At 47.9% G+C, this 25,051-nt stretch carries 27 protein-coding genes, 1 rRNA gene and 1 riboswitch; of the genes, 25 read left to right on the top strand and 3 right to left on the bottom strand.

The genetic code is table 11. The features are described 5' to 3' along the window. From rrf to FN782_RS10660, 23 genes are all read left to right on the top strand, one after another. Positions 1-92 (top strand): 5S ribosomal RNA (gene rrf / locus FN782_RS10770); the annotation flags it as partial. 410 nt (positions 93-502) lie between these two features. Beyond that, a complete protein-coding gene (locus FN782_RS10765; protein WP_142505796.1) occupies positions 503-1,786 on the top strand; it encodes a dicarboxylate/amino acid:cation symporter in 1,284 nt (427 codons plus the stop codon). 41 nt (positions 1,787-1,827) lie between these two features. Next, positions 1,828-2,058 (top strand): hypothetical protein, encoded by a 231-nt coding sequence (locus tag FN782_RS10760; protein WP_142505795.1) that lies wholly within the window; start codon positions 1,828-1,830, stop codon positions 2,056-2,058. A 106-nt stretch (positions 2,059-2,164) separates the two neighbouring features. Beyond that, a riboswitch (purine riboswitch) is annotated at positions 2,165-2,266 on the top strand. Positions 2,267-2,368: 102 nt separating this feature from the next. Further along, entirely contained in the window at positions 2,369-2,863 is a 495-nt protein-coding gene (gene purE, locus FN782_RS10755; RefSeq protein WP_142505794.1) for a 5-(carboxyamino)imidazole ribonucleotide mutase, read from the top strand. Continuing rightward, a complete protein-coding gene (gene purK / locus FN782_RS10750) occupies positions 2,860-4,014 on the top strand; it encodes a 5-(carboxyamino)imidazole ribonucleotide synthase (RefSeq protein ID WP_425462704.1) in 1,155 nt (384 codons plus the stop codon). Before purE ends, purK begins: the two co-directional genes overlap by 4 nt. 25 nt (positions 4,015-4,039) lie before the next feature. Next, positions 4,040-5,335 carry an adenylosuccinate lyase gene (purB, locus tag FN782_RS10745; protein ID WP_142505792.1) on the top strand — a complete coding sequence of 432 codons (1,296 nt, stop codon included), beginning with the start codon at positions 4,040-4,042 and terminating at the stop codon, positions 5,333-5,335. 22 nt (positions 5,336-5,357) lie between these two features. Then, entirely contained in the window at positions 5,358-6,077 is a 720-nt protein-coding gene (gene purC, locus FN782_RS10740; protein WP_142505791.1) for a phosphoribosylaminoimidazolesuccinocarboxamide synthase, read from the top strand. Then, on the top strand, positions 6,070-6,321 hold the full coding sequence (gene purS / locus FN782_RS10735; RefSeq protein WP_142505790.1) for a phosphoribosylformylglycinamidine synthase subunit PurS: 252 nt from the start codon (positions 6,070-6,072) through the stop codon (positions 6,319-6,321). The genes purC and purS overlap by 8 nt, the downstream gene beginning before the upstream one ends. A 2-nt stretch (positions 6,322-6,323) precedes the next feature. Beyond that, a complete protein-coding gene (gene purQ, locus FN782_RS10730) occupies positions 6,324-7,007 on the top strand; it encodes a phosphoribosylformylglycinamidine synthase subunit PurQ (RefSeq protein ID WP_142505789.1) in 684 nt (227 codons plus the stop codon). After that, complete coding sequence (purL, locus tag FN782_RS10725; protein ID WP_185956225.1) at positions 6,994-9,285, top strand: phosphoribosylformylglycinamidine synthase subunit PurL; 2,292 nt, start codon at positions 6,994-6,996, stop codon at positions 9,283-9,285. Before purQ ends, purL begins: the two co-directional genes overlap by 14 nt. Beyond that, on the top strand, positions 9,255-10,691 hold the full coding sequence (purF, locus tag FN782_RS10720) for an amidophosphoribosyltransferase (RefSeq protein ID WP_142505788.1): 1,437 nt from the start codon (positions 9,255-9,257) through the stop codon (positions 10,689-10,691). Before purL ends, purF begins: the two co-directional genes overlap by 31 nt. Continuing rightward, entirely contained in the window at positions 10,688-11,722 is a 1,035-nt protein-coding gene (purM, locus tag FN782_RS10715) for a phosphoribosylformylglycinamidine cyclo-ligase (RefSeq protein ID WP_142505787.1), read from the top strand. Before purF ends, purM begins: the two co-directional genes overlap by 4 nt. After that, positions 11,719-12,339 (top strand): phosphoribosylglycinamide formyltransferase, encoded by a 621-nt coding sequence (gene purN, locus FN782_RS10710; RefSeq protein ID WP_342778386.1) that lies wholly within the window; start codon positions 11,719-11,721, stop codon positions 12,337-12,339. Before purM ends, purN begins: the two co-directional genes overlap by 4 nt. Then, the gene (gene purH, locus FN782_RS10705; protein ID WP_142505786.1) at positions 12,336-13,877 is read left to right on the top strand and encodes a bifunctional phosphoribosylaminoimidazolecarboxamide formyltransferase/IMP cyclohydrolase; all 1,542 of its coding nucleotides are present in this window, start codon (positions 12,336-12,338) and stop codon (positions 13,875-13,877) included. The genes purN and purH overlap by 4 nt, the downstream gene beginning before the upstream one ends. A 62-nt stretch (positions 13,878-13,939) precedes the next feature. Next, positions 13,940-14,218 carry a hypothetical protein gene (locus FN782_RS10700; RefSeq protein WP_142505785.1) on the top strand — a complete coding sequence of 93 codons (279 nt, stop codon included), beginning with the start codon at positions 13,940-13,942 and terminating at the stop codon, positions 14,216-14,218. Between the two features lie 190 nt (positions 14,219-14,408). After that, positions 14,409-15,680 carry a phosphoribosylamine--glycine ligase gene (gene purD / locus FN782_RS10695; RefSeq protein WP_142505784.1) on the top strand — a complete coding sequence of 424 codons (1,272 nt, stop codon included), beginning with the start codon at positions 14,409-14,411 and terminating at the stop codon, positions 15,678-15,680. Positions 15,681-16,008: 328 nt separating this feature from the next. Continuing rightward, entirely contained in the window at positions 16,009-17,037 is a 1,029-nt protein-coding gene (locus tag FN782_RS10690; RefSeq protein ID WP_246064929.1) for a glycosyltransferase family 2 protein, read from the top strand. Beyond that, positions 17,006-17,755 (top strand): CDP-alcohol phosphatidyltransferase family protein, encoded by a 750-nt coding sequence (locus FN782_RS10685; protein ID WP_185956224.1) that lies wholly within the window; start codon positions 17,006-17,008, stop codon positions 17,753-17,755. Before FN782_RS10690 ends, FN782_RS10685 begins: the two co-directional genes overlap by 32 nt. 63 nt (positions 17,756-17,818) lie before the next feature. Continuing rightward, on the top strand, positions 17,819-18,532 hold the full coding sequence (locus tag FN782_RS10680) for a phosphocholine cytidylyltransferase family protein (RefSeq protein WP_142505781.1): 714 nt from the start codon (positions 17,819-17,821) through the stop codon (positions 18,530-18,532). A 15-nt stretch (positions 18,533-18,547) separates the two neighbouring features. Continuing rightward, positions 18,548-19,642, top strand: coding sequence for an iron-containing alcohol dehydrogenase family protein (locus tag FN782_RS10675; RefSeq protein WP_142505780.1), 1,095 nt, complete (start codon positions 18,548-18,550; stop codon positions 19,640-19,642). A 13-nt stretch (positions 19,643-19,655) separates the two neighbouring features. Further along, positions 19,656-20,456 carry an ABC transporter permease gene (locus FN782_RS10670; RefSeq protein WP_142505779.1) on the top strand — a complete coding sequence of 267 codons (801 nt, stop codon included), beginning with the start codon at positions 19,656-19,658 and terminating at the stop codon, positions 20,454-20,456. Next, a complete protein-coding gene (locus tag FN782_RS10665) occupies positions 20,408-21,214 on the top strand; it encodes an ABC transporter ATP-binding protein (RefSeq protein WP_246064928.1) in 807 nt (268 codons plus the stop codon). Before FN782_RS10670 ends, FN782_RS10665 begins: the two co-directional genes overlap by 49 nt. 6 nt (positions 21,215-21,220) lie before the next feature. Then, the gene (locus FN782_RS10660; protein WP_142505778.1) at positions 21,221-22,243 is read left to right on the top strand and encodes a CDP-alcohol phosphatidyltransferase family protein; all 1,023 of its coding nucleotides are present in this window, start codon (positions 21,221-21,223) and stop codon (positions 22,241-22,243) included. A 35-nt stretch (positions 22,244-22,278) separates the two neighbouring features. Here FN782_RS10660 and FN782_RS10655 read toward each other — a convergent pair whose 3' ends face one another. The 3 genes from FN782_RS10655 to FN782_RS10650 all read right to left on the bottom strand — a co-directional run bounded on the left by FN782_RS10655 (position 22,279) and on the right by FN782_RS10650 (position 23,153). Further along, entirely contained in the window at positions 22,279-22,500 is a 222-nt protein-coding gene (locus FN782_RS10655) for a hypothetical protein (RefSeq protein ID WP_142505777.1), read from the bottom strand. A gap of 273 nt (positions 22,501-22,773) precedes the next feature. Beyond that, the gene (locus tag FN782_RS17300) at positions 22,774-22,899 is read right to left on the bottom strand and encodes an EYxxD motif small membrane protein (protein WP_281285941.1); all 126 of its coding nucleotides are present in this window, start codon (positions 22,897-22,899) and stop codon (positions 22,774-22,776) included. After that, positions 22,896-23,153 (bottom strand): YgaP family membrane protein, encoded by a 258-nt coding sequence (locus tag FN782_RS10650; protein ID WP_142505776.1) that lies wholly within the window; start codon positions 23,151-23,153, stop codon positions 22,896-22,898. Before FN782_RS10650 ends, FN782_RS17300 begins: the two co-directional genes overlap by 4 nt. Positions 23,154-23,606: 453 nt before the next feature. Between FN782_RS10650 and FN782_RS10645 the strand changes: the two genes are divergently transcribed. Beyond that, positions 23,607-24,539 carry a DUF3048 domain-containing protein gene (locus FN782_RS10645; protein ID WP_185956223.1) on the top strand — a complete coding sequence of 311 codons (933 nt, stop codon included), beginning with the start codon at positions 23,607-23,609 and terminating at the stop codon, positions 24,537-24,539. Positions 24,540-24,615: 76 nt separating this feature from the next. Continuing rightward, complete coding sequence (locus FN782_RS10640; protein ID WP_142505774.1) at positions 24,616-24,933, top strand: YerC/YecD family TrpR-related protein; 318 nt, start codon at positions 24,616-24,618, stop codon at positions 24,931-24,933. Positions 24,934-25,051 lie beyond the last annotated feature (118 nt).

Raw genomic sequence — 25,051 nt, 5'->3', positions numbered from 1 at the left:
CACCCGTTCCCATCCCGAACACGGAAGTTAAGCCCTCCAGCGCCGATGGTACTTGGGGCGCAGGCCCCTGGGAGAGTAGGACGTTGCCAGGCAATTCAACAGCCACCCATTCCGGGTGGCTGTTTTGTATCTCTGGGTTTCCTTTTACTCATGCTTACAGCCTAACTTTATACTAAATTTCGATTTTTCGCACGGTTCATAGTCGGTTTTGTGAATATATCCAAACGGTTGACTTATGAAAACTGCTCTTGATCAAGGGTCACTGTTTATCTATAAAAAGAATAATTTTCTTGCCCGTAAAGAGTACATAACCTGTGTTCAAATCACGGTAAATTAGGTATAATTAACAAGGGATCTAATATACTGTAGTGCATATTCATACTGCTTTTTTCTTATTTCTTTTCCGGGATGAATCTTTCGGAAAAGAACGTTTTGAGCAGCAAACGACCGATTTAAAAAGGAGGGAAGTGGCGTCCCGAATCCAGGGATCAGCTGCGATTGCATGAGAGTTACTACCAAGATATTAATCGCAATGACACTTGGTCTAGTGACAGGTGTTGTACTCAACCTATATTTTATTGATCTTTTCGAAATATTGGATAATTATGTTTTTAGCTTTGTCGGTGACCTGTTTATTAATGCAATTAAAATGGTTATTGTTCCACTTGTCTTTTTCTCCATTGTTGCGGGGGTCTCCAGTATCGGTGAAACGCGTAAACTTGGTCGGATTAGCTTGAAAACGGTTGCACTATACCTTCTGACGACAGCAATTGCCATTACCATTGCCTTGGGAATTACCAATGTGGTGCAGCCGGGTGATGGTGTGGATGTAGCCTCAATGGAAGAAGCCACGAAGGATAAACAGGCTGAGACAGAACAGAAAAAGCCGGAAGAACAGAAAAGTCCTGTTGAGATGATTACCAGTATGATTCCGCAAAACCCTGTTGCGGCGATGGCGGAAGGTTCCATGTTGCAAATCATCATTTTCGCTCTCTTTTTCGGAGTGGGGATTTCCGCTTTGGGCGAAAAGGCACAACGAGTTCGCGAGTTTGTTGAACAGGCCAATGAAGTGATGATGAAACTTGTGGATATTATTATGAAAACAGTTCCATATGCAGCATTTGCCTTGATTGCTTCTGCCGTGGGGAAAGCAGGAGTGGATCTGATCGGTTCCATGTTTATCTATATGGCCTGTGTGCTGGGAGCGCTGATCGTTCATGCAGCCGTCACATACGGATCATTTATTGCCGTCTTTGCCAAGATGAATCCCTTAAACTTCTTCCGCAAGATGGCACCGGCCATGGAAGTGGCCTTTTCCACAAGCAGCAGTGCCGCCACCCTGCCGGTAACGATGAATTGTGTGGAAAATGGATTAAAGGTTCCTAAGAGTGTCAGCCGGTTTGTCTTACCGCTCGGTGCAACGATTAATATGGATGGAACCTCGATTATGCAAGGAGTGGCCGCTCTTTTTATCGCTCAGTTATATGGATGGGATCTGGGACTGACGGCCCAGTTAACCATTATTTTAACGGCCACATTGGCTTCGATTGGTACAGCAGCCGTACCATCAGCAGGAATTGTCATGTTGTTTATGGTGCTGGGAGCGATTGATCTGCCTTCGGATCAAATCGTTACCGGTTTGGCCATCGTCTTTGGTGTAGACCGTTTGCTGGACATGAGCCGTACAGCGATCAATATTACGGGTGATGCCATGGTGGCAACCTGTGTTGCGAAGTCGGAAGGCGCTGAACTTCATATTGAGAAAGAGACTTCACAAACGGCTTGATTCGATTATAGCTGACAAAGAAAATCAGAGGGGGATATCCGGTGGAGCATCCTTTTCTGACGATCCAGCGGAACCCCTGGAGGTTCCAATCGTTTAGCGGATATTTTGTCCGCTGGTTTGGACCGGAGGGGGTGAAGCGGACCCCTACACCACTTTTTCTTGAGCCTCATGCATCCGGTTTTCGGATGCATTTTTTTTATGGGATCAGACACTTGTATTGTAAATGGACAAGTGGCAGTATATCCATTAAGCCTTTGTTGGCTTTTTATTAAAAAAAGGTTAAAAAACGAACGCTTATTTTGTTTCCAGCTATAAATGTTCGTGTTTTGTTGACTCCACTTCTTCTTGCTGTTAAACTGAAGTAGGTGATGATTTCAATCGTATATGAATTTGCATTCTCATATATGCTTAGGGATACGGCCTGAGTGTTTCTACCTGGAAACCGTAAATTTCCGGACTATGGGAAATGCCTTTCTATGGGCGAAGTGTGTGCCCGGACGGGAGGTGTTCCCTTTTTGTGAACCCCGTTCGGGCTCTCTTTCTGTCTAAAAAAGCAATCTATAAAGAAGTGGAGGGAAACCGATGGATCGGCTCTGGGTGGGAGTGATTATGGGCAGTACGTCAGACTGGCCCACAATGAAAAAAGCGTGTGAAGTGTTGGATGAACTGGAGATTCCCTATGAAAAACGGGTTGTTTCCGCTCATCGCACACCGGATGAAATGTTTCGATATGCAGAAATAGCCGCAGAAAGAGGTTTGCATGTCATCATTGCTGGGGCGGGAGGAGCAGCTCACCTTCCCGGAATGGTGGCAGCCAAGACGGTGTTGCCGGTCATTGGTGTGCCGATTAAATCCTCGGCGCTGAACGGATTGGACTCTCTCCTCTCCATTGTGCAAATGCCTGGAGGGGTGCCTGTGGCAACTGTTTCGATCGGAGATGCAGGGGCTGTAAATGCAGGACTTCTTGCAGCCGAAATGGTGGGGATTAAACATCGGGAAGTTCAGAAACGTCTGCATGAACGACGGGAACAAATCCATCAGCGTGTGATGGAGCATTCGGAGTTGAATGAGGAATGAACAAACTGATGACAAGAGAACAACAAGCCAAACGATTGCTTCCTGGCAGCACCATTGGCATTTTGGGCGGTGGCCAGTTGGGACGGATGATCGCTCTTGAAGGCAAAAAAATGGGCTATCGGTTTATCACACTGGACCCGGCGAAGGATTGCCCAGGGAGCCAGGCGGCTGATCGGCACATTGTCGCAGGCTTTGATGACTTGGAGGCCGCTCGTATTTTGGCTGAAGAGACAGACCTGATCACTTATGAATTTGAAAATGTGGATGATAAAGTGGTTCGTTCTTTGGAGTCATCTGCGTTTCTCCCGCAGGGTGGTGAACTGCTTCGCATCACCCGCCATCGGATTCGGGAAAAGCAAGCGCTGGAAAAAGCGGGTGTGCCTGTAGCCCCATACCGAGTGGTCAAGGAACGAACGGACTTGATCGACGGGGGAAGGTCTTTGGGATATCCATGTGTGTTGAAAACGGCAACGGGCGGCTATGATGGAAAGGGTCAGTGGGTATTCCAATCCGAAGAAGAAGCAGCAGCCTTTGATCAGTTTCATCCTCATCAGGAGTATGTGTTGGAACAATGGATTCCGTTTGAAAAAGAGATTTCAGTTATTGCCGCTCGCAGTACACTGGGAGAAGTGAAGACGTATCCGCCGGCCTGGAATATTCACCGACGGCAGATTCTCCATCAATCCATTGTACCGGCTCCAGTCGATGATCCCACTCTGAAACAAGCGGAACAATTGGCGGAAAAGGTGGCTGAATCGCTGGATGTGGCGGGCCTGATTGCCGTAGAGATGTTTCTGTTAAAGGATGGCACACTGTTGGTGAATGAACTGGCCCCCCGTCCTCACAATTCCGGGCATTACACTTATGATGCCTGTCTCACTTCCCAGTTTGAACAGCATATTCGTGCCCTGTGCGGATTGCCCTTGGGTTCGACGCGGTTATTGTCACCGGTAGCCATGGTGAACATTCTGGGGGAAGATGTGGAACGGGTGATGAAGGAAATGGTCCATTATCCGCCTGAAGTGAAAGTGCATTGGTATGGAAAAAGTGAAAGCCGTCCTGGAAGGAAAATGGGACATCTGACTGTGTTGGGCTCGTCCCCGGAAGAAGTGATGGACCTCCTTAAAGGTGTCAATACAGAATTGAAATGAGTAGAAAAAGGGGTTGAATACACCGATGATTGAACGTTACACACGACCGGAGATGGGGTCCATCTGGACCGATGAAAATCGCTACCGTGCATGGCTGGAGGTGGAAATTCTCGCCTGTGAAGCCTGGGCCGAGCTGGGGGTGATTCCCAAGGAAGATGTAGACACCATTCGAAAGAATGCCCGGATTCATGTGGACCGGATTCTGGAGATTGAACAGGAAACCCGTCATGATGTGGTGGCATTTACGCGGGCGGTAGCAGAAACCCTGGGTCCGGAATCCAAATGGGTTCACTATGGTTTAACCTCTACGGATGTGGTGGATACTGCGCTTTCTTACCTGTTGCGTCAGGCCAACGAGATCCTGTTGAAAGATGTGGATCGGTTCCTGGAGGTCCTGAAAAACAAAGCGTTGGAACACAAATATACGGTGATGATGGGACGGACGCATGGAGTGCACGCAGAACCGACTACGTTTGGATTAAAGATGGCCCTTTGGTATGCCGAGATGAAGCGAAACCGGGAACGGTTGGTTCGGGCAGCGGAAACCGTTGCTTTTGGCAAGATCTCCGGTGCTGTCGGCACGTATGCCAACATTGACCCCTTTGTGGAAGAGTATGTGTGTAAACGGTTGGGGCTGAAACCGGCACCGATTTCCACACAGACCCTGCAAAGGGATCGGCATGCAGAATATTTGGCGACACTCTCCATGGTTGCAACGTCTCTGGAGAAGTTTGCCGTGGAAATTCGGGGTTTGCAAAAGAGTGAGACACGGGAAGTGGAAGAGGCGTTTGGCAAAGGTCAAAAAGGTTCTTCCGCCATGCCTCACAAGCGCAATCCTGTGGGTTCTGAAAACATTACTGGACTATCCCGTGTCATTCGCGGTCATATGGTAACCGCCTTTGAAAACGTCGCTTTGTGGCATGAGCGGGACATCTCCCATTCATCAGCGGAGCGGGTCATTCTTCCTGATACAACGATTTTGCTCAACTATATGCTGAATCGGTTTGCAAATATTGTAGAAAATCTGACCGTATTTCCGGAAAACATGAAACGAAATATGGATCGCACCTATGGTCTGATCTATTCGCAACGCGTTCTTCTCACACTGATCAATAAAGGTTTGAAGCGGGAAGAGGCATACGACCGGGTGCAAAAGCTGGCCATGCAGGCGTGGGAAGAAGCACGCTCTTTCCGTCAGTTGGTGGAAAATGATGAACGCATTGCTTCTACGTTAACCAAGGAAGAAATCGATGATTGCTTTGACTATCGCTATCATTTGAGCCGAGTGGATCAAATCTTTCAGCGTCTGGGACTTCTTTAATCCGAAGGAAGGGGAAACGACTATGGACCGGGAGCAGCTTCTGTATGAAGGAAAAGCAAAAAAGATATTCCGCACCGACGACCCGGAAGTGGTTCGGGTGAAATACAAAGATGATGCCACTGCCTTTAATGGGGAGAAAAAGGGTTCCATTTCGGGTAAGGGGGAGCTGAACAATCGGATTAGCGCATTTATCTTTGAATATCTGGGGAAACAAGGAATTCCCCATCATTTTGTTCGCTTCCTGTCGCCGAAAGAACAGTTGGTGAAACATGTCACCATTCTTCCTGTGGAGGTCGTGGTTCGAAACCGGGCGGCTGGGTCGATTGTGAAGCGGTTGGGCTTGCAGGAAGGACAGTCATTTCCCAGACCGGTTGTGGAATTTTACTATAAAAATGATGACCTGGGGGACCCGCTGATCAATGAGGATCATGTGGCCTTTCTGGATTTGGCATCACAGGAACAGATCCGTGGGATGCGGCAGATGGCGCTCAAAGTCAACCGGCTGTTAACGGCCTTGATGATCGAAAAAGGTGTCGATTTGATCGACTTTAAACTGGAATTTGGCGTGGATCAAGAAGGGAAGCTCCTCCTGGCGGATGAAATCTCCCCGGATACTTGTCGGTTCTGGGATCACCAAACAGGACAAAAGTTGGATAAGGATCGTTTTCGTCGCGATTTGGGAGAAGTGGAACATGCATATCAGGAAATATGGAATCGTTTGGGAGGAGAAAAGCATGTATAAAGCAATCATAACGGTTCGTCTCAAGCCAAGTGTATTGGACCCTCAGGGCAGTGCCGTCAAGGGGTCGCTTCATTCCCTTGGATACAGTGCTGTGCAGGATGTCCGCGTTGGAAAAACGATGGAGGTTTGGCTGGAGGCTACAGATTCTCAGGAAGCTGAAGCCCAGGTGGACGCCATGTGCAGAAAACTGTTGGCCAACCCGGTGATTGAGGACTATGAATTCCACTTGGAGAAGGGGGCTTAAGCATGCGGTTTGCTGTTCCGGTTTTTCCGGGGTCCAACTGTGATGAAGACTGCGCCAAAGCGGTTCGGGAGATTCTTGACCGACCGGTGGATCTGGTCTGGCATAAGGATGGAAACCTGGATGCCTATGATGCAATCATTTTGCCCGGTGGTTTTTCTTATGGAGACTATCTTCGAACTGGGGCTCTGGCCCGCTTTTCCCCTGTAATGGAAGCAGTGGCAAAGGCAGCAGACAAGGGGAAACTGGTTTTGGGGATCTGCAATGGCTTTCAGGTCCTCCTGGAATCGGGTCTTTTGCCCGGTGCCATGCGGGTAAATGACCATCTGAAGTTTCGTTGTTCGATTCAGACATTGCGGGTGGAAAATAATCAATCCCCTTTCACTGGATTATATCAAGCGGGGGAAGAGATTCAACTTCCCATCGCTCATGGGGAAGGAAATTATTATTGTGATCAAGAGACCTTAGACAAACTGGAAGTACAAGGACAAATCATTTTTCGGTATTCCGGTCAAAATCCCAATGGTTCCGTGGCTGGAATCGCAGGGATTGTCAATCGTCGGGGAAATGTGCTTGGATTGATGCCTCATCCGGAACGGGCGATTTATGACTGGATGGGGAGCAGTGACGGGGCACGTATGTTCCAATCGATGCTTCGATATTGGGAGGGGATGCATGGTGCAGCCTGAACAACAGACAACGGCGGTTCATGTGGTGGAACGGGTAACCGATCAGGAACCGACACCTACACAGATCCGTGATGGTGAACTTTTTCAGGAAGTGGGACTCAACCACGAAGAGTATCAGCAAATCACAAAGCATCTGGGTCGTCTTCCCAACTGGACAGAGTTGGGAATCTACAGTGTGATGTGGTCAGAGCATTGCAGCTATAAAAATTCCAAACCGCTTCTCAAGCGCTTCCCGGTGGAGGGTCCTCAAGTACTTCAGGGTCCCGGTGAAGGAGCGGGTGCCATTGATATCGGAGATGGGCAGGCCGTGGTGTTTAAGATTGAAAGCCACAACCACCCGACGGCGGTTGAACCGTTTCAAGGTGCCGCTACCGGTGTTGGTGGAATTATCCGGGATGTGTTTTCCATGGGAGCACGACCTGTTGCTCTTCTGAATTCACTTCGCTTTGGTCCGCTGTCCAATTCTAGGGTTCGATATCTGTTTGAACATGCGGTTGCCGGGATTGCCCACTATGGAAATGTCATCGGTATTCCGACGGTTGGCGGTGAAGTGGATTTTGATGACAGCTATGAAGGAAATCCGCTGGTCAACGCGATGTGTGTGGGTGTCCTTTCTCATGACGAACTTCAAAAAGGGGTTGCCAAGGGAGTGGGCAATCCGGTGATTTATGTCGGAGCCAGCACAGGGCGTGATGGAATTCATGGAGCGACTTTTGCTTCGGAAGAACTGGGAGAAGACGCAGAAGAGAAGCGCCCATCCGTGCAAGCGGGTGATCCATTTATGGAAAAACTGTTGCTGGAAGCATGTATTGAATTGGTGAAGAAAGGCATTCTTATCGGAATCCAGGATATGGGGGCCGCTGGACTGACCTGTTCCAGTGCAGAGATGGCATCCAAGGGAGAAACGGGGATGGAGCTGGATCTTGATCAGGTTCCCCAACGGGAAACGGGTATGACGCCTTATGAAATCCTGTTGTCCGAATCCCAGGAACGTATGCTTTTGGTTGTGGAGGATGGACGGGAAGCAGAAGTTCAGGAAGTGCTGGACAAATGGGAACTTCCTTCCGCTGTTGTGGGTCGCGTCACAAACGACAATCGCTATCGAATCCGCCATCAAGGACGTTGGGTGGCTGATATCCCCGTTCAAACCCTAGTGGATGATGCACCGGTTGTATACCGGACCGGCAAGGAACCGGAAGCCTACCGACAAAATGCAGGCATACGGGTGGATCAACCATCGGTGGATATTCATCCTGGGGAAGCGTTAAATCAGGTGTTGGCTTCTTCCAATGTGGCAAGTAAACGTTGGGTGTATGAACAGTATGATCACATGGTTCGGACCAGTACGGCTGTTCGCCCCGGTTCCGACGCGGCGGTCGTTGTACTGGATGGTCTGGATAAAGCGTTGGCGATGTGTACAGATGGAAATGGTCGCTATGTTTATCTTGATCCCCAGGAAGGTGGAGCTGCGGCAGTAGCGGAAGCTGCACGAAATGTTGTTTGCTCCGGTGCCCGTCCATTAGGGATTACAGACTGCCTCAATTTTGGAAGCCCTGAAAAGCCGGAGGTTTTTTGGCAATTGGAAGGGGCTGTGGATGGGATGAGCGAAGCCTGTCGTCAATTGGAGACCCCGGTGGTGGGTGGAAATGTCAGTCTGTATAACGAATCCAAGGGAACGATTCACCCGACACCTGTTGTGGGAATGGTCGGTTTGGTGGAAAGTCGCCAACATATTACGACACAGGCGTTTAAAGAGGAAGGGGATCTTATCTATCTTCTTGGAGAAACGTTTGCGGAACTGGGCGGAAGCGAACTTCAACTGATCCTGGATGGTAAGGTATCGGGACGTCCCCCAAAAATCGATCTGCAAAGAGAGAAGAAGTTGCATCAGGTAATCCTGACGGCGATTCAGAAGGGATGGGTTCGTTCCGCGCATGACTGTTCCTCTGGCGGATTGGCTGTTACGCTGGCAGAATCATCGTTTGATCATGAACTTGGAGCAAGGGTAGAAATTGAGACAGCATTGGATGCCACAACGTATCTGTTTAGCGAAACCCAGTCTCGTGCTGTATTGAGCATTCCTCAGGAATATGCGGACGCGTTCCAGCGTCTCATGGAGGAAGAAGCGGTTCCCTGCGCAAAAATTGGAGAAGTTTCCGGTAGCTGTTTAACGGTGGAAGTAAATGGACAGCAGGTGATCGATGCACCGGTCAAAGAGTTGAAGTCCATCTGGGAGGGAGCGATACCATGCGCGATGAATGCATCTTCGACGAATTGAAAGAAGAATGTGGCGTGTTTGGCATCGTAGGGCATTCAGATGCGGCACAGCTTACCTATTATGGACTGCATGCCTTGCAGCACCGCGGTCAGGAAAGTGCCGGTATGGTTGTAACAGGTGGAACCGGATTTCGTTACCACCGAAGTATGGGATTAGTGAATGAAGTCTTCAATGATGAGATACTAAAAGGATTGGTTGGCCGAACGGCGATTGGTCATGTTCGGTATTCCACTACCGGGGAAAGTTTACTAACCAATGCCCAGCCTCTCGTTTTCCACAATGCTGTGGTGGGTCAACTGGCTCTCGCCACCAATGGAAATCTGGTCAATGCAGCAAGAATGAAACAGGAACTGGAGCAAAAGGGGGCCGTCTTTCATACCACTTCGGACACAGAAGTGATTGCGCATCTGATTGCTCAGTCGCAGGAAAAAACGCTGGAACTTGCAGTGAAAGAGGCACTGGGTCAACTGATCGGTGCCTATGCCCTGTTAATTCTGACGAATGACCGCTTGTTGGTGGCGCAGGACCCTCATGGATTGCGTCCGCTGTCTATGGGTATGCTGGGAGAATCCTACGTGTTTTCTTCCGAAACCTGTGCATTTGATGTCGTGGGAGCGGACTATCTTCGCGCCGTTGAACCCGGTGAGCTGTTAAGTCTGGATTTAAAGGGGCAAGAGGGAATCCGGTCCATCCGCTTTACCGAACCTGCGCCGCGGGCGGTATGTTCCTTTGAATATATTTACTTTGCTCGCCCGGACAGTGACATTGATGGAATCAATGTTCATACGTCCCGAAAACAGATGGGGAAGCAAATTTATCGGGAAGCACCGGTAGAAGCGGACCTGGTGACAGGGGTGCCGGATTCCAGTACATCCGCAGCGATCGGTTTTGCTGAAGAAGCGGGGATTCCTTATGAGATGGGGTTAATTAAAAACCGCTACGTGGGGCGAACCTTTATCCAGCCCAGTCAACATCTCCGTGAACAAGGAGTCAAGATGAAGTTGTCCGCCGTTCGTAAAGTGGTGGAAGGGAAACGCGTGGTGATGATTGATGATTCCATTGTTCGGGGCACTACCAGCCGTCGAATTGTTCAGATGTTGAAAGAGGCTGGAGCGACGGAAGTTCATGTCCGGATCAGCTCTCCACCGGTAAAATACTCCTGTTTTTACGGGATTGACACATCAAACCGAAAACAGTTGATTGCATCCGATCATACGGTTGAAGAGATCCGGGAGCTGATCGGTGCGGACAGCCTGAGCTTTTTAAGTGAACAGGGATTGATCCAGGCAGTGGGGCGACCGAAGGAAACCGGGACCTGCGGACATTGTCTGGCTTGTTTCAATGGGGATTACCCAACAGAGATTGAAGAGGAAATGCCGTTGATGACGGAGGGGTCCATTCGATGAGTGAGGCGTACCGACAGGCAGGGGTTGACATTCAAGCGGGCAATGAAACTGTGGAACGAATGAAAGAGCACGTCCATCGAACCCATCGGCCGGAAGTGTTAGGAGGAATCGGTGGATTTGGTGGTCTATTTCAACTGTCAGGGTACCAGGAGCCCGTATTGGTGGCGGCTACCGATGGAGTGGGAACCAAACTGAAGCTGGCCTTTATCCTGGATCGTCATGACAGCATCGGGGTGGATTGTGTGGCCATGTGTGTCAATGATCTGGTCGTACAGGGTGCAGAGCCATTGTTTTTCCTGGATTATATCGCCACAGGCAAACTGAATCCCTCCCAAGCGGAAGCGATTGTAAAGGGGATTGCTGACGGTTGTGAGCAGGCCGGCTGTGCCTTGATCGGGGGAGAAACAGCAGAAATGCCCGGAATGTACGGCAACGGGGAATACGATGTGGCCGGTTTTGCGGTGGGAGCGGCCGAAAAGACCCGTCTTCTCGATGGAAAAACGATTCGTCCGGGTGATGTGGTTCTGGGGCTTGCCTCAGACGGACTGCACAGCAATGGTTACTCATTGGCCCGAAAGATTTTGCTGAAGGAAGGAAAGCAACGTCTGGAACAACGGGTTCCCTGGGGCAGTCACACTTGGGGGGAAGAACTTCTCACCCCCACGCGGATCTATGTCCAACCGTTTCTCACTCTGATGGAATCGTGTCAGGTGAAAGGAGGCGCACACATTACAGGGGGCGGCTTGGTGGAAAATGTCCCCCGTATGCTTCCGGAAGGATTGGGCGCCAGAATCAACCTGGGGAGTTGGCAAATCCCTGAAGTGTTCGGTGTATTGGCTAAAGAAGGGCGTCTTGGAAAAGAAGATTTGCTGCAAACCTTCAATATGGGGATTGGGATGGTTCTTTTCCTTCCGTCAGAGAATGCCGAACGAGCGATGGAGATTGCCTCGGAAGCAGGAGAGCGAGCAGCGGTCATTGGGAAAGTGGTGGAAGGAAACGGCGTGACATGGACCGGGAGGGAGCCATTTTGAGTATTGCGGTATTCGCTTCGGGGAGTGGCAGTAATTTTGAAGCGTTGGTCAACCAATCCAGACGGCAGCATTGGCCGGAAGACATTACCCTGTTAATCTGTGATCGACCGGAAAGCCAGGTATTGGAACGGGCAAAGCGGCTGGGGATTCCTTCCGCAGTCTTCCGTCCATCGGATTATGGGGGTAAAGAAGCATATGAAAAAGAACTTCTCACCCTCCTTCAGGAGGGCGGGATTCAATGGATTCTTCTCGCCGGTTATATGCGTATTGTGGGATCGGTGCTGTTGAAAGCATACCGTTGGCGAATCGTAAATATTCATCCGTCTCTGCTCCCCGCTTTTCCTGGAAAGAATGCAGTGGAGCAGGCTCTGGATTACGGAGTGAGGTGGACCGGAGTGACGGTTCACTGGGTGGATGAGGGAATTGACACCGGACCGATCATCGATCAAAAGCCAGTTTTAGTGGAACCAGGGGATACAGTGGAACAGTTGCAGAAGAAAATTCAGTTTGTTGAACATCACCTTTATCCTGCTGTCGTTCGGAAATTGCTTACTGGAAAGATTCTTCCGCCTGACGCTGAACAACATGGGGAAAACAAAATGGAGGGGTTAAATTGAAGCCGATCCGACGGGCGTTGATCAGTGTATCCGATAAAACGGGAGTTGTGGACCTCGCACAAAGACTGTCACAGTTGGGAGTAGAGATTGTATCTACCGGGGGAACCCGTAAAAAATTGCTGGAAGAAGGACTGCCAGTGATTGGCGTCTCAGAAGTGACAGGGTTTCCGGAAATTTTGGATGGTCGGGTCAAAACCTTACACCCCCGGATTCATGGGGGATTATTGGCCGTTCGGGACCGGGAAGATCATATTCGACAACTGAAAGAACGGAATATCGATTGTTTTGATTTGGTGGTTGTCAACCTTTACCCGTTCCAGCAAACGATTGCCAAGCCGGATGTCTCCTTCCAAGAAGCGATTGAGAATATCGATATTGGGGGGCCATCAATGGTACGGGCGGCAGCCAAAAATCATCAATATTTGACGGTATTGGTCGATCCCAATGATTACGCTCACGTTTTGGATGAGGCAGCTCGTGGGGGTGTCTGTCAGGAGACGCGGGAGCGGTTGGCGGCCAAGGCATTTCGTCATACGGCTGCCTATGATGCAGTGGTTGCTGAATATTTGACGGAAAAAACCGGTGACACCTGTCCGGAAAAGTGGACAGTCACTTATGAGAAACAACAGGAACTCCGTTACGGGGAAAATCCGCACCAGGATGCCGCTTTTTACAGAGATCCCGTTTCCCGTCCCGGTTCGTTGGTTGCGGCAGAGCAACTTCATGGAAAAGAGCTTTCCTACAATAATATCAATGATGCGGATGCAGCACTGGGAATGATTCTGGAGTTTGAGCAACCGGCGGTTGTGGCCGTGAAACATATGAACCCCTGTGGGGTTGGCATGGGTCATACGTTGAGTGAGGCCTTCCAAAAAGCGTATGAGTCCGATCCGGTTTCCATTTTTGGCGGGATTGTAGCCTTGAATCGAACGGTTGATGTAAAGACGGCGAAGCAAATGAAAGAAATCTTTTTGGAGATTATTCTGGCTCCAGACTTTGAACCGGAAGCGATCCAACTCTTGACAGAGAAGAAGAATCTTCGCCTGCTAAAATTGGGACAACTTCCAGAAGAACGAACAGCCAGGCTGCGTCTTCAGTCGGTACGGGGTGGAGCTCTCGTACAATCAGAAGATCAAAAATCGATTGAGCGGGAAGCGTGTACCGTTCCCACGGATCGACAACCGACAGAAGAGGAATGGGAACAGCTTCTCTTTGCCTGGAAAGTGGTAAAACATGTAAAATCCAATGCGATTGTTCTTGCAAAGGGTTTGCAGACGATTGGAATTGGGGCGGGACAAATGAATCGTGTGGGTGCAGCTCGGATTGCCATTGAACAGGCTGGCGAGAAAGTGAAGGGTTCTGTTTTGGCTTCAGATGCCTTCTTTCCCAAACAAGATACCGTGGAAGCAGCGGCAAAAGCAGGTGTGAAGGCAATTATACAACCAGGTGGCTCCATCCGTGACCAAGAGTCGATTGAGGCCGCCAATCGTTTTGGTATCGCGATGGTGTTTACACATACACGCCATTTTAAGCATTGACGAACATCTTGACCCGCTTCGGCGTATATATACTGAACCAGAGTGCCGAGGGAGGGTTCAAGATGTATTTGATTCGTTGGTCATTCTTCTTTGTGTTTGCAACGCTTTCCCTCTTGTGGCTGATGGGGTCCCTGGGCTGGTACGAGCCTTACTCATGGCAATATACGATCCGCGTGGCAGGAGGCATTTATTTTCTGCTCGCTTTAGCAATGAGTGGAGTGATGTCGATCCCGTCCATACGTCGGAAAAATAATCATACTCCCGGTTCACGAGTGGATTGGTCTTTTATTTTTATCGTGGTTACCATTTCTTTGTTCGGAGTTAGTTTATGGTTTGAGTAAATCATCCAGGAGTCATCCGAATCCGGATAAAACAGAGGTTTGGAATACATTGTAAGGGGATGCAAAGATAATTATTTGTCCATGGAGGTTTCCCCTGTTCTTTTTTTGAAGGATGATTTTGGACGGGCCCTGGGGAAGCGGATTTTTCCGATTGAGAGCGAAAACCCATTTCTGAAAGGCGGTGGCTTTGGTGCGTGTACTGGTGATTGGTGGGGGTGGACGAGAGCATGCCCTCATTTGGAAATTGAAGCAGAGTCCGCAAGTGAACGAGATCTATTGTGCACCTGGAAATGGAGGAATTGAAGAGCTGGCAACCTGTGTTCCGATTTGTGATACAGACGTGGAAGCTTTGCTCAATTTTGCATTGGAGCAAAAAATCGATTTGACCGTAGTGGGGCCGGAAGCACCATTGATGGCCGGAGTCGTAGACATCTTTGAGGAAAAAGGGTTATGTATTTTTGGTCCGCGAAAAAAAGCGGCAAACATTGAAGGGAGCAAACGGTTTGCCAAGCAATTGATGGAAAAGTGTAACATCCCTACTGCTTCGTATCGCTCATTTACGGATCCAGGGGAAGCCATCACCCATATTCGGAAACAGGGCGCTCCGATTGTAATTAAAGCGGATGGATTGGCCGCAGGGAAAGGAGTAGTTGTTGCCAAAACACTGGATGAGGCAGTCCATGCGGTTCAGAAGATGATGGAAGAACGCACGTTTGGACAAGCAGGTGCGGAAATTGTAGTGGAACAGTTTCTTCAAGGACAGGAAATGTCGTTGATGGCTTTTGTGGATGGAGAAACGGTACGTCCCATGGTTCCTGCACAGGACCACAAGCCGGTGTATGACGGGGACCGTGGGCCCAATACAGGAGGGATGGGGGCCTTCAGTCCGGTACCTCAAATCCCTGATAACCAGATTCAAGTAGCGGTAAAAACGATCTTGGAGCCTATGGCCCAAATGATGGTTAAGGAAGGATTACAGTACCGGGGAGTGCTTTATGCCGGTTTGATGATGACGGATGAGGGCCCGCATGTGATCGAGTTTAATGCACGTTTTGGGGACCCAGAAACACAAGTGGTACTCCCCCGGTTGGATGGGGATTTGGCGGAGATCCTGCTGTCCGTTGCCAAAGGATGTCTTTCTGAGGTGGATATCAAGTGGAAAGAAGAGTCTTCTCTTTGTGTAATTCTGGCATCTGAAGGTTATCCCGGACCTTATCAAAAAGGGATAAGGATTGAAGGGATTTCCGAGGTATCAGAGGAATTAATGATTTTCCACGCAGGGACGAAAAGAGAAGATGGACAATTGATAACGAGCGGAGGAAGGATTCTCGGTGTAACATCCGTTGCTCCCAATTTACAGAAAGCGAGAAACAAGGTTTACGATGCTTTGGAGAATATCTCCATAAAGGGAGCCCATTTTCGAAAGGATATTGGACGTCGAGCGATTCATCCTGGTCGTTAGAACCAGTTAGAAGTTGCAAACGGGAAGAAGAAAGGCAGCCATTTGTCCGGGTTCCGTTTCGGATGGGGCTGTCTTTTCTATGTGAAAAGAACTATTTAAGGAGTAAATGTGACCGCAAATGGGTTTGTACATGGTAAGATAAATGCTGCACCTCTTTTTCAAAATGTTCTTATGTAGCGGTATGTGTAGAAAGTGTTGCAAGAAAGGGGGGGCAATTGTAGAAAACAAAGGTCCATGATATGATATTAGCATGACTGACTGCCAATACGCAGGACAGTAGGAGAGCGAGTGATTCATCATCAAAAAGCCATTGATTTTTTCGTTTCTGTTGGTTGTAAGAAATGAAGAAAAATATATAGAACGCTTGTTGGAATCCATGCTTTCCCAGGACTTTCCCCAAGATCAGTACGAAGTGATTGTGGTGGATGGGGAATCAGATGATCGGACCCTGGAGATTATTGAACGTGTTCAAGAACGTTATCCGGGACGAATCCGATTTTTGTCCAATCCGGGGAAAACCCTTCCTACGGGCTGGAACCTGGGAATTCAGCATTCCAAAGGGGAATATGTGATCCGTGTGGACGGACACAGCCATATTCCGAAGGATTTTCTTTCCAGTACGTATCGGGTGGCCCAACGTGTTCCGGAAGCTTCCTGTGTGGGTGGCGTCGTGGAAACGAAGGGGACCGGTTTTTGGGGAAAAGTGAATGCTTATGTTTATTCCCATCCCTTTGGGGTTGGAAATTCCAAATTTCGCACCACAAAAACCGACTGGGAAGGCTATGTGGATACCGTTCCCTACGGAGCTTACAAACGGGAACTGTTTAGTCAAGTGGGATATTTTAATGAAAATTTAAAGCGGAATGAAGATTTGGAAATGCATGCCCGTATCCGGAGAAGCGGGGGAACCTTCTTTCTTTCCACGGCAATTCAATCTACCTATTTTGTCCGGAATACACTGTCAACATTTTTAAAGAAATCCTTAAACGATGGAAAATGGTCCATGATCGCCGGCAAACGGGGAGGGGGCGTTTTGCGTTGGCGCCACTGCATCCCTTTGGTTGTGGCCATGATGTCCATCATTCTGGGGGTTGCATCATTTTTCAGTCAGATGGCTGTTCTGATCTTCTCCATCTTGGCTGCGGTGTACTTATTTCTCTTGGTTGGATCATCCTGGAAGATGGGCAGGGAACATGGCTGGAAGTACTTTGTACCCTGTATGCTTTCGTTTTTCCTGTTGCATTTCAGTCGTGGTTTTGGCTCGGCCGCCAGCTTTTTGAGCAAACATTATTGGAGAGGGGACCGGGTCTGTGAAGAGCAACGATATGACAAAAACATTACCAACGTTGCCCGTTGACAGCGAAACCATTCTTTCTTACCGGTCTCTCTGCCAGAAGCCTCGTCACTTTGAAGAGATATGGTCTTGGTACGTTCTGCGCAGAATATCCATCTATCTAACGGTGGTGCTGAGCCGAACCCCTGTAACCCCTAACGGGATCAGTTGGGCCAGCCTCGTCTTTTTCGCTGTGACGGGATGGTTTTTATTGCCGGGTGAAGTCTGGGGATATGGTCTGGCAATCCTGTTTTACAATCTCGGTTATCTCTGTGACTGTTTGGATGGTGAACTGGCCCGAATGAACCGTGTGACCAGCCGGCTGGGTGTATTTCTGGATACGTTGATACGCGCGATGAGTATCCCCATTTTAACTGCAGTTTCCTTAGGGTTGCTCAAGAACACCGGCTGGATGGGATTGGATCTCGTTTCCGCTACGTTGGTATATATCGCCGCTTTGATTGGAACACTGGCCCTTTTGATTCCACTCGCTTACAATTATGTAGGGTTAAAAGCAGATGAAAACGATCCGGTCAGCGATATGCGGACAACATCTTCCCTGATGGAGTGGGTGGCATTTTTTACAGGGATGCCGGGCTTTTTTGCGATACTGGGCCCTTTGGCAGCCATTGAATGGTTATTAGGAATGACATGGACCCCTTACCTGTTTTTCGGTTTTTTGATTGTAACGGCATTGAAAACTGTCGTTCGACTGTATCTTACCACATCAAAATTAGATTAGGTTACATTCCATTTAAATTTGTGTAAAAGAGACATTACAAGTCAAAACAAGGAGTTGTTTTTCGTGAAAGTTGTAATCTTGGCAGCTGGAGTGGGCAGCCGACTGCGCCCGGAAACAGAGGATAAACCAAAAGCGATGATTTGTGTGGACGGCAAACCTCTGGTTCAATACCAAGTGGAAAGTGTTCGACAAGCTGGTTTTCAGGATCAGGACATTTTTATTCTTGGCGGATACAAAATGGAACGGATTCAAGAGCACTTTCAGGGGACAGAGATCCGTTTTATCTACAACCCTCATTATGAATCCATGAACAATATTTATTCGTTTCTTTTGACAAAGGAAATCGGGGATGACATTCTTTTGATCAATTCCGATGACTTTTATGATGAGCGCATGATTCCGTTGATTTTGGAATCCCAGCATCAGACAGCGATTCTGGTGGATACCCGGAAGGTCCTGACGGAGGAGTCCATGCGCGTTAAAATGGAAAATGGTCGTTTAAAACTGGTAAACAAAAAAATTGCGTTGGATGTGGCTGATGGGGAATATATCGGGATTTCCAAACTGGCCAAGGCTGATCTGGAGATTCTGTATCGCAAAGCCCAATCCATGATTGACAGTGGAGACACCGATGCCTGGTATGAAAACGTATATGAAGCCTGTGCTTCTGATGTGGAGATTAAAGGGGTCGATACAGAAGGATATCCCTGGGTTGAAATTGATGATTTCAATGATCTGGAAACGGCCAAAACGTTGGCTGTCAATCTTCAAACCTGATGGGGAGGTATGGACATGGCTAAAAAAGTGCATATTCCGCTTCAACTGATCATTGAACACCGTGCCATCCCCCATCTCTTCAAAACACAAGTGTATGAATGGATTAAGGGAAAAAAAGTAGCCTTGGTGAGCGGAAGCGGTAAAACCCGAAAGGTGACAGATCAGATCATTGATGTCATTTCCGGACAGGCTCTGGATATGCAAGTGCTAACATGTAAAGACAACACGTTGGACACCATCAATGACTTGGAGCGGGAAGTGCTGGAAGATCACCCTGATATGATTTTCGGGATTGGTGGAGGCAAAGCCCTGGATGTATCCAAAGTGGTGGGTACCCGCAGCAATGTGCCGGTTGTACTGTTCCCCACAGCGATTTCCAGTGATGCCATCTGTTCCCCTGTTGCCGTGATTAAAATGTTGAATAAAAGCACCAGTATGGGAGTGAAAATGCCCCAAGGTGTTGTAATCGACTTGGATATTTTGAGTTCTTGTCCATCACGTCTGATGTCTGCAGGAATCGGTGATCTTCTGTCCAACAAGACAGCGCTTTTTGACTGGGAGTTGGCACATCGAGCAGGAAAAGAAGAAAGAAACACATTTGCAAGCTTGATGGCCAATAATGCCGTTGACTCCTTTTTAAACCTCCTGAATCGGGAGGAGGTTGATTCTTCACAGCTGATGAAACTGGCGGCGGAGTCCTTGATCATGAGTGGGATTGCCATGTCGATTGCCGGTTCCAGCCGCCCCTGCAGCGGCTCCGAACATCTGATCAGCCATGCGATGGATTACCATTGTGGTAGCAAGGCATTGCATGGTGAGCAGGTGGCGATCGGAGTGCTCTTTGCCCAATATCTTCAGGGGCAACACGAACAGACGGAAGCATTGCACCTGTATTATGAAAAGCTGGGATTGCCCACTCACTATGAGGACTTGGGATATACCCGTGAAGAAATGCATCATGCCATCCGAAAGGCCCCTTCTATGCGAAATCGCTATACTATTTTCAATGAGTATCATTTGTCAGATGAGACTATTGATAAAATCCTGGATCTTGTATACCCCGACCATGCTAAAAACCGCTATCAATTGACGGGGTCATCCATCGGATAAGGAGTCACTCTTTATGATCGCAAATATAAAGAAATATAAGGAATTAATGTACTTCTTGGTTCACAAGGAGTTGCGGATCCGATACCGCAACTCCCTGTTCGGGTTTTTTTGGACCTTGTTGGAGCCATTAGGATTGATGCTGATCTACACATTGGTGTTTGGGTATATCATTCAGTTGGATAAAGGCGTAAGCCCCTACCCCTTATATGTGTTGGCCGGTCTCATCCCGTGGACATTTTTTAACAATTCCGTTCGCAAAGGGACACGGGCACTTTCCGGAAATGCTTCGCTGATTAAAAAGGTCTATTTTCCACGGGAGATCTTTCCCTTAACGATGCTGATCTCCAATATGGTCAATTTTATTCCCGCCTTTGCATTGATCCTGGTTCTTGCAGTAGTGTTGGGTCATCCGATGCAGTGGAGTGAGCTGATTCTTTTGCCGCTGGTCATTCTGTTGCAGGCTCTGTTTACCTTGGGAGTGGCGCTTCTCGTCTCAATCCTGAATGTATACTATCGGGATGTGGAGTTTATCATCAACCTGGTGATGCGGGCCTGGATGTATATGTGTCCCATCATTTATCCGATTCATATGTTGACGGGTGCAGAGGTTTCTTCAACGGTTAAGGACTTTGCCGGACTCTATTTCCTCAACCCCATGGCTGTGATTATTTCTCTGTACCATCAGCCCTTTTTCCCTGATCAGGGGCCGGAAATAAAATATGTCATCTATACCGTTATTCTGACGGTGGTTCTGTTTTTGGGAGCTTGGTATCTCTTCAGGCGGATGAACCGCCGTGTAGGGGAAGTGATCTGACGATGGAAGCGATTGTCGTCAACAATTTGACCAAACATTTTCGTAAAGCCTATGACAAGACGCTGAAAGGCTTCTTCATTTCACTGGTGAAGGGTGAAAAACGTCACCAGGAATTTACGGCCTTGAATAATGTCTCCTTTCAAGTGAAGAAAGGGGAGTCCTACGCCATCATTGGAAAGAATGGAGCGGGGAAAAGCACATTGTTCAAGGTGCTGTCTGGCATCATTTATCCTGATTCCGGTACGGTCAATGTCCATGGGAAGGTGGCTCCCTTGATTGAATTGGGAGCTGGTCTTTCCAGAGATCTGACCGGAGCGGAAAACATCCGGCTCAATTGCGCTATCTTTGGTCTGGACAAAAAAACAATTGAAGAAGTCTATCCCAAGATTGTAGAGTTCTCCGAGTTGGAAGAGTTTATTCATACCCCTGTCAAGTTTTATTCGTCGGGGATGAAGGCTCGGTTGGGTTTCTCCATCGCGATCCATATCGATGCAGATATCATTTTGATCGATGAAGTTTTGGCGGTTGGAGACAAGGATTTTAAAAAGAAATGCTATGCCAAAATGAATGAGCTCCGGGACTCAGGGAAAACCATTGTGATTGTATCCCACAGTATGAAACCTCTCAGGGATATTTGTGATCGTGCCCTGATTTTGGATAAAGGAAAAGTAGTGGAAGTTGGAGAGATCAATGAAATGATCGACAAGTATCAAAGCGATAAAAAGACAAAGAAAAAAAAGAAACAGAAAGGAGCGTGATGGGTGATGAGTGAGGAACGAAGAAAATTTACGTTGCAAGAAGTAAAGGAAACCTTTAAGAAAAAAGATGCTTGGTGGACCGTTTTATTGGTAGACCCAGTGGCTGCCCGCCTCATATTGCCTACAGCAAATTACACCAACATTACACCCAATCAGCTCTCCCTCTTTTCTTTTGCCCTTGGGTTGACAGCCGTATACTGCTTTTTCATTGGCAGCTATACCGCTTTGGTAATCGGTGCGCTGTTGTACCATATCAGCTTTATTATTGACTGTATGGACGGCAAAATTGCCCGTTTAAAAGGAACGGGTTCCACCTTTGGAATGCTGTTGGATATCAGTCTGGATCATATCCGTGTGGTACTGTGCGGTGCAGCGTTGACATACAGTCAATATCGCATAACAGGTGATGTGACCTATCTATACCTCGCCTTTCTTTTCCTGGCCGCTTATTGTGCGCGTCATATCAACGCGCTTCAATTGTACAAACTTCGCAGGGAAATGCGGGGAAAACTGCGTAAAGCTCGGCGAAAGCTGAAACGTACCGCCGAGGCTGCCGGCATTGTCATTGATGAACCAGAGGTTCAAAATTCGGATAAGCCGGAGGAAGATGACGAGGAAGCCATGGAAAAAGAGTCCCTGGATCGTTCGGAACAGGAAGTTGATCCAGAAAAGGAATTGTTGCAAAAGAAAAAAGTGGATCTGCAACAGGAGTTTAAATCCAAATTTAGTACCTACATGAAAATTCGTGACTTCTTCCTGGAAAAACGAATTCGCATGCATTTATTTAGTGGGATCGAATTCCAGATGTTCATCTTTATCGTTGCTCCGATTTTTGGGATCATCAAAGAGACGATCATTGTCAGTACCATTCTGTTGATGGCATTTGAAGCAGCCATTTTGTATAAAATCTGGTTATCCACCAAGGACTTCCAGCGCGAATTTAACCGAATTCAGGAAGCGACAGAAAAAATTGAAGCCATTCTTCCTCCAGAGGAAGAAGACATGAACCAATCAGTAATGGTGAAATAAAAAACATGGGAAGCTGAAACGCTTCCCATGTTTTTTTATCCCAGACCTCCCAGCGTCAAAGACTCTTTTTCCCCTTGAATCGTGAGAGAGCCACGAGGAACTTCAAACCACCATGCTCCCTTTTCCTTCTTAACCGGAACAAATCCAGCCCGCTTCAAGCTTCTGGCCATATCCCAACTGGCTGTATAAACAAATGCGGTCTGCCCCGCTTCATCAAATTGGATGACAGTCTCTTTTTCTTCTTCAGTCAGGGCCATGCTCTCACTCTCCTTGGCAATAGTAGTAAATATCGATCGTATGTTCCCTTTTGCTTTTCTTATTTTACCATGTTTTAGGCGGATTACCACCGGGTCTCTTTGCATCCGGAGAAAAAGGTCCTCTCTTTTAAAATAAAGGGGAAGGCCGTGTTTATTCAAGGAAAATTTTCTGAATGTAGATTTGTATGTAGCTTTTTTGGCGAAAAAAATCCCCGCTGATCGGGGAGTTCATCCATTGTATGATAAGTTTTCATAGTGATTTGAATGGTATTTTTAATCTGTTTTGCGTCTTCGGCGGATCAAATCTGTCATTAATGCCAGTACAATAAGGGAACCGACGACACTGGCGATTACAAACCCATAGTCGTTTAACAGGTCTCCAAGGACATATAGGTTCACTCGACTCCCCCCTGGTCATTCTGCGGCCGATTCATCTTATGAGGTTCCATGGTCTTTGTGGAAATTCCCATCACGTAAAGCATTGGACAAAACCGGGTAATCCCTTCCGCTACTTTCATTCCTGACAGCATGGCAATCATCAATGACATCATGCGATTCGGTTTACGCACCATTTGCGAAATTCCTACGGCTAAACCCGTTAAGCCAAAGGTGATTCGCATGATTGCATCCCATGTGCCCACATTTTTTTGCATGTTTTCACCTCCTGAATTTTGCCCTTTCCATGTAACCGTAAAGAATGGAATCATGAAGATGACAAATGAAATGGAATCATCCTAAGTGATTGAATCGATCCTTTTCGTCTCAGACAGTCACGAAAAGGGATTGCCACTGAAAGGTTCTCCATTCACCTTTATTATCTTCGGGAAATCGTTCCCTATTCGGCTTTCGGGGTCTGGTGAGTTATGGTAGCATGAGGGTGGTTGGAAATTCAGGGTACAGCAGAAGCGATTCTGTGGATGGTTTTCCAAATATTTTGTGAAATGGTGCTCTCCTTGGGTAATGATGGAAACAGCAAAGGAAGCCTGCTTCATTGTGTCGAAGAGATACAGAGGGTTTTGGAGAAGGAGCGTGGTTGAATGATGAGGTGCAGGTTCCTGTTGTGCTGTTTACTTATTTTTTCCCTCACCGTTGGGTGTACGGGTTTTATGAAAAAGGGGGCATCAGAGAAAGAAACAAGTGGAAAATCGGCGGTAGCTAATCATCCGTTGACAGGTGAACCACTAGAGCAGACAGATCCTGGACCCGTGTTTATGGTCATGGTGAACAATCATCCCGACGCCCGTCCTCAGACGGGGCTGGATCAAGCCGACATGGTTGTAGAAGCATTGACAGAAGGAGAGATTACCCGTTTTGCTGCTTTTTACTATGGGCATCAGCAGGGGATCGTGGGACCTGTTCGCAGTATCCGTCCCTATTACCTTGATCTGAGAGAAGGTCCTCAGGCAGTGGTGGGTCATGCCGGTGGATCACCTCAAGCCCTCAAACGGATGGATGAACAGAACATTCCCAGCTTGGACGGGATTCATGAAGCCGGAGCCTATTTTCAGCGAAAGGATTTTCGTAAACCCCCTCACAATTTATACACCGATCTGAGTCAGTTACGACAAGGGGTGATTCAAGAAGGAATAGATGCCAAGAAGCGAGTGAACAGTCCCTATGTTTTTGACTCAGAGACTCCAAAATCAGGAGAAAAACTGGCATTTCACATCCGAATCGCGTATCATCGATTATATGAGGTCGGATATCAATATAACCAGGCGAATGGAAGCTATATTCGCTATACGCAAGGGGAAAAACAGCTGGATGGGAAGACAAAACACCCCCTGTCGATGAAGAATGTTTTGGTAATCCGCACTTCCCACCGTGTCATAGACTCCTCTGGCAGAAGAGAGATCGATCTGACAGGAAGCGGAAAGGGGATGTTGTTCCGTGATGGGAAAGCGATTTCAATCCAATGGGAAAACCGGAATGGCTGGATTGTTCCTGTAAGGGATGGAGAAATTGCTCCCTTCCACCCAGGGAAAACATGGATTCATGTGATCCCGGAAAATGGAAACCTCGCTTATGGGAAGGGATAGAAGGAACTTGTCTGTTTTTGTCGAATTCATCCATTAAAATGGTATGAGAGTGCAGGGAAAAGAGGTGGCAGGAATAATGCAATTGGATAAACTGCGACAAAAAGAAGTGGATAATTTGTTTGCTGCGATTTTGACGCTGAAAAGCATTGAAGAATGCTATAACTTTTTTGATGATCTGTGCACGGTTGGAGAGATTAAATCCCTGGCCCAACGATTGGAAGTGGCTCGGATGTTGAAAGAAGAATACACGTACAACCAGATTGAAGCGGATACTGGTGCCAGTACCGCCACAATCTCCAGGGTGAAACGGTGCCTCCATTATGGAACAGACGGATATACCATGGTATTGGAACGTTTGGAGGAGCAGAAAACAGAAGAACCGAAACAAAAATAAGCCGTTGGGTTCAATCCCGACGGTTTTTTTACTCCAATGGACTTTAAACATTCTCGGATGTTGTGTGGGAGTGTTAATCTATTTCATGAATCCTCCCATCAGTTCATAAGTATGGTGA

It is taken from the genome of Melghirimyces algeriensis (assembly GCF_900182565.1).
GTDB lineage: Bacteria > Bacillota > Bacilli > Thermoactinomycetales > DSM-45169 > Melghirimyces > Melghirimyces algeriensis.
The sequence above is the reverse complement of the archived record's forward strand: the minus strand, read 5'-3'. Positions and strand labels throughout refer to the sequence as shown.